Origin of the sequence: Amycolatopsis sp. NPDC059027 (assembly GCF_042739735.1) — a bacterium.
Lineage (GTDB): Bacteria > Actinomycetota > Actinomycetes > Mycobacteriales > Pseudonocardiaceae > Amycolatopsis.
The window spans coordinates 10,244-15,865 of sequence record NZ_JBHYIK010000127.1 but is presented as its reverse complement, the minus strand read 5'-3'; the positions used below and the strand labels follow the sequence as shown (position 1 = coordinate 15,865).

Sequence of the window (5,622 nt, the reverse complement as noted above, 5' to 3'; positions counted from 1 at the left end):
GCGGGGATCCGGATCGAACCCGCCATGTCGTTGCCGTGGGCGACCGGGACCATGCCCGTGGCCACCGCGACGGCCGTCCCGCCGCTGGTGCCGCCCGGCGAGCGGGGGGGGTCCCCCCGGGGTCGGGGGGCGGGGGGGGGCCCGGCACCCCCCGGCGCCCCCCAGGCCCGACATTCCCGCTGACAAGGAGGCAGACCGTGTTCACTCACCGGGGAATCGCCGTGGACACCTGGGCGAGGATCGAGGACAACTGCTCGATCAGGTATGAGGTCGTGGGCGACGAGGCGCAGTTCGAATTCGGCAGCAACGCGACGTCGCTCAATATCGTCGCCACCGCGGGCGGGCTCGCCAGCCTCGCCGAGGCCTCGCAGGCCGCCCTGCGGACGATGGAGCAGGAGCCGGACTCGCGTGCGTGAACGGCGAACTCGCGTGATCAGGCGGAGAACTCGTGTGTCTGGAGGGAGATCTCGCGTGATCAGGAGGCGGTGCGGGCTTCGACGTCGGCGAGATAGGCCCGCGCCGCGGTGGGGTCGGTGAGCCAGCCCAAGTAGTCGGCGGGATTCACGAAGAGCTGGGCGAACCGGTGGGCGACCTCGGGAAACTCCTGCCCGGCTTCAAGTGTTTCGAGGAGGTGGTCCGGCGGCGGGCCCGGCTCCAGCAGGTCGTTGGTGAACCGGGTCGAATAGCGCGCCCGGTCCCAATACCGCGCGAACGCCCGGCGCATGAACTCCTCGTCGAAGGGCCGGTCCCCGTGCTCGAGGATCGCCTCCTCGTACGACCGCGCCGCGTGCGCGGCCATGTTGGCGCCCTGTCCTGCCACCGGATCGTTCGTGACGGCGGTGTCGCCCATCGCGAGCACCTTCGCCCCCGAGGGCAACGTCCCGACCGGCTGCCGCACCACCGGCTGGACGCGTCCGCGCAGCGCGTCCAGCGGACCACTCGGCCGCGTGTTCTCGAGCAAGCCCGCGAGCCAAGGGAAGGAGGTACGCAGCAGGTTCCGGGCGATCTCGAAATGCTGCTCGGTGTCGGCGACATCGTCCCAGCAGTCGAGCGGACCACCGGGAAAGCCGAAAAACCCCGCGCCGTAGACGGGCCCATCGACCGACCACACCGGCAGACCGAAGAATTCGCCCCCGTCGGAGAGGTTGACGCTGAGGCCGGAAGTGATCGCGGGCAACGGCTCGTCCCCGGCGGGCTTGACGTACAGGATGCCGATCGAGCGCTGCGGCTCGGAGTACGGCGAAAGTATCGCGTTACGCGGGAACAGGGCGTCGAACTGCGGACCACGCCCGGCGGCCACGAGGACGAGGTCGAATTCCCTGGCATAGTCGTCGAGATCCTCCGGGCTCACCCGGCGCTGCCGGATCTCCCCGCCCAGCCGGGCGAACCCGGTCATCCACTCCGACACCTTGACCCGCTGATCCACCGACTGCGCCGGATGGTCGAATGGCGCGCGCCAGGCGATCCTGGGTTCGTCCGCGCCCGGCTCGCCCGCCACCGTGACGGACACACCGTCGATTTCGGGCGCGTACGCGTCCCAGAAGTTGATGCCGAGTTCCCGTTCCCGGGTCAGCGCCGGATGGAACAGGCACTGGTTGGAAATCAGCCTGCCACCGCGCACGGCTTCGGCGGACCGCTCCGTGACGATGGTGACGTCGTATCCATGCCGTCGCAGGCCGAGCCCGAGTACCAGCCCGGCCTGTCCCGCCCCGACAATGCCGATCCGCCGCATGCCCTCCCCTTTCCCCGTGGGGAAAGACTGCCCGACGCGGCGATCGTGGTCTAGTCCACCAGCGCCTGATACACCAACTGGCGCAACTGGGGACGAATCGCGTACGTGCTGGAGGGAAGCAACTGGGTGTAGAACTCGACGGTCAGGTCCTCGTCGTGGTCCACCCAGAACGCGGTCGACGCGGCGCCGCCCCAGGCGATTTCCCCCGCGCTGGAGAGCGTCTTCGCCTTCACCGGGTCTTCGAGCACGGAGAACCCGAGGCCGAAACCGTGACCGTGCAAGGGCGACTCGGCGAACACCGGCCGCCCGAACTCCTCCAGATCCGCCCGTCCCGGCAGGTGGTTGCTCGCCATCAGGTCGACGGTGCGCGGGCCCAGCAACCGGACGCCGTCGAGTGCGCCGCGGCGCACGAGCATCTGGGTGAACCGGCGGTAGTCGCCCGCGGTCGACACCAGGCCGCCACCGCCGGACAGGCAGGCCGGCCGGGACCGGGCCCAGCCGTCGAACGCGGGGGCGGGGACGATCTGCCCGGTGCCCGGGTGCGGGGTGTAGATCGTCGCGACACGATCGGCGTCCTCGGTGAAGAAACCGGTGTCGGTCATGCCGAGCGGGCCGAAGATCCGCTCGGCGAAGAACTCGTCGAGCGGTTTGCCGGAGACGACCTCGACGAGCCGGCCCAGCACGTCGGTGGCCACCGAGTAGTTCCATTCGCTGCCCGGCTGGAAGACGAGCGGCAGCGCGGCCCACCGCCGGACGCATTCGGCGAGGTCCGCACCGGCGGGCATGCCCCATTCGAACCCGGCCTCACGGTAGATCGCGTCGACCGGATGCGAGTGCAGGAAGCCGTAAGTGAGCCCGGCGGTGTGCGTGAGCAGATGCCACAGCCGGATCGGCTCGGTCGCCGGATCGGTCGCCGGGCGCAGCGCCGACCCCTTGACGTAGACGCGTGGCTCGGCGAACTCCGGGAGCCACCGCGAAATCGGGTCGGTGAGGTCGATCAGGCCCTCTTCGACGAGCATCATCGCGGCGACCGAAGTGACCGGCTTCGTCATCGAGAAGATGCGCCACACGGTGTCCGTCTCGACCGGCGCGTCCGTTTCGACGTCCCGCCTGCCGTACGCGGAAAGATGGGCGACGCGGCCATGCCTGCTCACCACGGCCAGGAATCCGGGCAGCAGGCCCTTGTCGACATACCGGGCGAAATGCCGGTCGATCCGCTTCAGCCGCGCCGCGTCGAAACCGACTTCGGCCGGATCGACGTCCACCTTCAGTTCACCCGTCATGGCGTGAGGTTACGCGTTTTGCTCCCGCGCACGCTCGGCCGCTTTTTCCTCGCGCCAGGCTTCGTCGTTCTTGCCGATCCGCCAGTACCCGGAGATCGACAACAGGTCGCGTCGGACACCCCGCTCGTCGAGCAGATACCGCCGCAGCTCCCGGACGAACCCGGCCTCGCCGTGCACGAAGGCCTGGACGAGCCCGTCCCGCCACGGCAAGGCGCGGACCGCGGCGGCGACGTCGCCCCCGGACTTCCGGTGCAGCCAGGTGATCTGCGCGTCGGCTTTGGTGACGAGCGGCTGTTCCTCGGCGGCGTCCTCGACCAGGATCACCGCGTGCGCGGGTGCCCCTGCGGGCAACGCCTCCAGCGACGCCGCGATGGCGGGCAGGGCGCTCTCGTCGCCCGCGAGCAGGTGCCAGTCCGCCTCGGGGCCCGGCGCGTACGCCCCGCCGGGCCCGGAGATCAGCAGCTCGTCGCCGGGCTTCGCCCGTGCGGCCCACGGCCCGGCGATGCCCTCGTCACCGTGGTGCACGAAGTCGAAGACGAGTTCCCCGGCCTGCGCGTCGTAGGCGCGCACCGTGTAGGAACGCATCCGCGGCCAGTGCTCGCGCGGCAGTTCGGCACGGACCGTCCGGATGTCGAACGGTTCCGGGTAGGTCACCCCCGGCACCTTGAAGACGACCTTGACGTAGGCGTCGGTGAACGCGTTGGGCTCGAAATCCCGCAGTCCCTCGCCGCCCGCGACGATGCGGATCATGTGCGGGGTCAGCCGTTCGGTGCGCAGCACCTCGAGCCGCGCCGCCGGGCGTCCGCCCCTTGCTGGTGCCTCGGCCATACGCCCTCCTCCACCGGACAATTCACCCGGACGTCTCAATGATAAGGCTAACCTTATCCCCGAGTTCTCACCGTACGCGCTCGCTCCCGGATCCGGCCACTCCGTTTTTGCCGCCGAGTTCGCCCAGCAATTCCAGGAAGCCATCCCGCACCCGGCGACGGAACCCGACGAAGAACCGGTTGGCCAGCGGCACGGCCCACGCGCCCCGCTCCGCGATGTTCAGCACCCGATGACGGACCAGCGTGCCCGCGGGATGATCTTCGACCGCGTATTCGCCGCGGTACCACCAGCCACCCTGCGCGGCGAGCGTCCGGCGCTCCGGATCGACTTCGAAGCGCATCGGATACCCGCCGCCGCGCAGGCGTCGTTCGAGTCGCGCGAACACCTCCGGCGCCGGGGCGGCGACCACCCCGGACACCTCGGCCAGCGGCTTCATCCCGCCTGCGCCGCGGGATCGGAGACTCGGGTGTTCTGGAACGAGGCGATGTGCCAGCCGTTGTCCTGTCGCACCAGGACGGTGGTCACGGTCGATTCGCGGCCCGGGTCGGTCCGCGCCCCGCCGGACACTGAGGAACCACCGCCCGCGACGGCGATCGCGACGTCGGGGCGAATGAACCGCACCTTGGCCGTGCCCGGCGCGCCGGTGAGTCTCGACCCCTTCAACAGTCCGTCGAACAGCGCGCGGTGCGCGCTTTCGATCATCGCGCGACCGGGCATGTTCATCCCGAAGAAGGTCACGTAGTCCGCGTCCTCGGTGAACAACGCGGCGTACGCCGCCGCGTCACCCGCGTTCCAGGCGTCGACGAGGCGGGCGAGCACCTCGTGCACGGCGGCTTCCTCGGACACGGCTTGCTGCAGATCGGTCATGGTCAGCTCCTTCACGAACGCCGTTCGTTTTCCGAACACAGTTCTAATCACGAACGACGTTCGTGTCAAGTACAGTGTTCGCGACCCCTTGGAGGTGACCGAGTGACCGTTCCACCCCCGCCGTGGCGCAACCGGCCGCGGCGACGTGCCGCCAAACCCGCGCTTTCCCAGGAGCTGATCGTCAAGACGGCGCTGGACATCCTGGCGGCCGAGGGCATCTCCGCGGTGACGATGCGCCGCGTGGCCCAGGCTCTGGAAACCGGGCCGGCCTCGCTGTACGCGCATGTCGCGAACAAGGAGGAACTCGACGAGCTGATGCTCGACAGCGTCCTGAGCGACCTGCCGCTGCCGGAACCGGATCCGGCACGCTGGGCCGAGCAGGTCAAGGAGCTGCTCGGGCACCAGGTCCGCGCGATGACGGCGTACCCGGGGATCGCGCGGGTCGCGTGGAGCATCGCGATCCCGGTCAGCCCGAACATGCTGCGGCACGGGGAAACCATGCTCGCACTGCTGCGCGCGGGCGGCCTCGACCTCAAGCAGGCGACCTACGCCGCGGACTCGTTGTCGCTCTACGCCAAGGCGTACGCCTATGAGGCGAGCAGCTGGACGTGGGGCGATTTCGACCAGAAGGACATGGCCGAGCGCAGCGAGCAGATGGAGGCGTACTTGCAGTCACTGCCGCCGGCGATGTTCCCGAACACCTTGCGGATCGGGGAGTTCTTCAACGCCGACACAGCGGGCGAGCGATTCGAGTTCGCGCTGGACATGTTCCTCGCCGGGCTGAAAGCGCTGGCGAACAAGAACTCGTGAGCGTCATGCGCCCCAATGTGGCGTGTGGGTTGGGGGGGTTGTTGGTGAGGGCCCGAGCGGCGCGCTGGTGGGGTGAGGGTAGGGGAGGGGAGGTGCCGGAGG

The 5,622-nt window shown here is 69.6% G+C and carries 8 protein-coding genes; 2 read left to right on the top strand and 6 right to left on the bottom strand.

Going from position 1 to position 5,622, the window contains the following annotated elements:
- On the bottom strand, positions 1-209 hold a 209-nt coding region (locus ACFWY9_RS43570; RefSeq protein WP_378341652.1), incomplete at its 3' end, for an amidase family protein.
- On the opposite strand from ACFWY9_RS43570, the gene ACFWY9_RS43565 reads away from it, so the two are divergent.
- Positions 198-416 (top strand): hypothetical protein, encoded by a 219-nt coding sequence (locus tag ACFWY9_RS43565; protein WP_378326713.1) that lies wholly within the window; start codon positions 198-200, stop codon positions 414-416. The two genes, ACFWY9_RS43570 and ACFWY9_RS43565, sit on opposite strands and share 12 nt — an antisense overlap.
- A gap of 59 nt (positions 417-475) precedes the next feature.
- Here the strand turns inward: ACFWY9_RS43565 and ACFWY9_RS43560 are convergent, their stop codons facing one another.
- From ACFWY9_RS43560 to ACFWY9_RS43540, 5 genes are all read right to left on the bottom strand, one after another.
- On the bottom strand, positions 476-1,732 hold the full coding sequence (locus tag ACFWY9_RS43560; protein ID WP_378341651.1) for a styrene monooxygenase/indole monooxygenase family protein: 1,257 nt from the start codon (positions 1,730-1,732) through the stop codon (positions 476-478).
- A 50-nt stretch (positions 1,733-1,782) separates the two neighbouring features.
- Positions 1,783-3,015 carry a serine hydrolase domain-containing protein gene (locus ACFWY9_RS43555; RefSeq protein ID WP_378341650.1) on the bottom strand — a complete coding sequence of 411 codons (1,233 nt, stop codon included), beginning with the start codon at positions 3,013-3,015 and terminating at the stop codon, positions 1,783-1,785.
- Positions 3,016-3,024: 9 nt separating this feature from the next.
- Positions 3,025-3,843 (bottom strand): siderophore-interacting protein, encoded by an 819-nt coding sequence (locus ACFWY9_RS43550; RefSeq protein ID WP_378326710.1) that lies wholly within the window; start codon positions 3,841-3,843, stop codon positions 3,025-3,027.
- A gap of 67 nt (positions 3,844-3,910) precedes the next feature.
- The gene (locus ACFWY9_RS43545) at positions 3,911-4,279 is read right to left on the bottom strand and encodes a hypothetical protein (RefSeq protein ID WP_378326709.1); all 369 of its coding nucleotides are present in this window, start codon (positions 4,277-4,279) and stop codon (positions 3,911-3,913) included.
- Positions 4,276-4,710, bottom strand: a complete 435-nt coding sequence (locus ACFWY9_RS43540; RefSeq protein ID WP_378341649.1) for an SgcJ/EcaC family oxidoreductase — start codon at positions 4,708-4,710, stop codon at positions 4,276-4,278. The genes ACFWY9_RS43545 and ACFWY9_RS43540 overlap by 4 nt, the downstream gene beginning before the upstream one ends.
- A 102-nt stretch (positions 4,711-4,812) precedes the next feature.
- Here ACFWY9_RS43540 and ACFWY9_RS43535 point away from each other — a divergent pair, with 102 nt between their 5' ends.
- Positions 4,813-5,520, top strand: coding sequence for a TetR/AcrR family transcriptional regulator (locus ACFWY9_RS43535; RefSeq protein ID WP_378341648.1), 708 nt, complete (start codon positions 4,813-4,815; stop codon positions 5,518-5,520).
- Positions 5,521-5,622: the final 102 nt, after the last annotated feature.

What these genes read in the sequence shown, in the direction of transcription:
- ACFWY9_RS43560 (WP_378341651.1), bottom strand. Translation starts at nt 1,732, where the DNA reads ATGCGGCGGATCGGCATTGTCGGGGCGGGACAGGCCGGGCTGGTACTC.
- ACFWY9_RS43555 (WP_378341650.1), bottom strand. Translation starts at nt 3,015, where the DNA reads ATGACGGGTGAACTGAAGGTGGACGTCGATCCGGCCGAAGTCGGTTTC.
- ACFWY9_RS43550 (WP_378326710.1), bottom strand. Translation starts at nt 3,843, where the DNA reads ATGGCCGAGGCACCAGCAAGGGGCGGACGCCCGGCGGCGCGGCTCGAG.
- ACFWY9_RS43540 (WP_378341649.1), bottom strand. Translation starts at nt 4,710, where the DNA reads ATGACCGATCTGCAGCAAGCCGTGTCCGAGGAAGCCGCCGTGCACGAG.
- ACFWY9_RS43545 (WP_378326709.1), bottom strand. Translation starts at nt 4,279, where the DNA reads ATGAAGCCGCTGGCCGAGGTGTCCGGGGTGGTCGCCGCCCCGGCGCCG.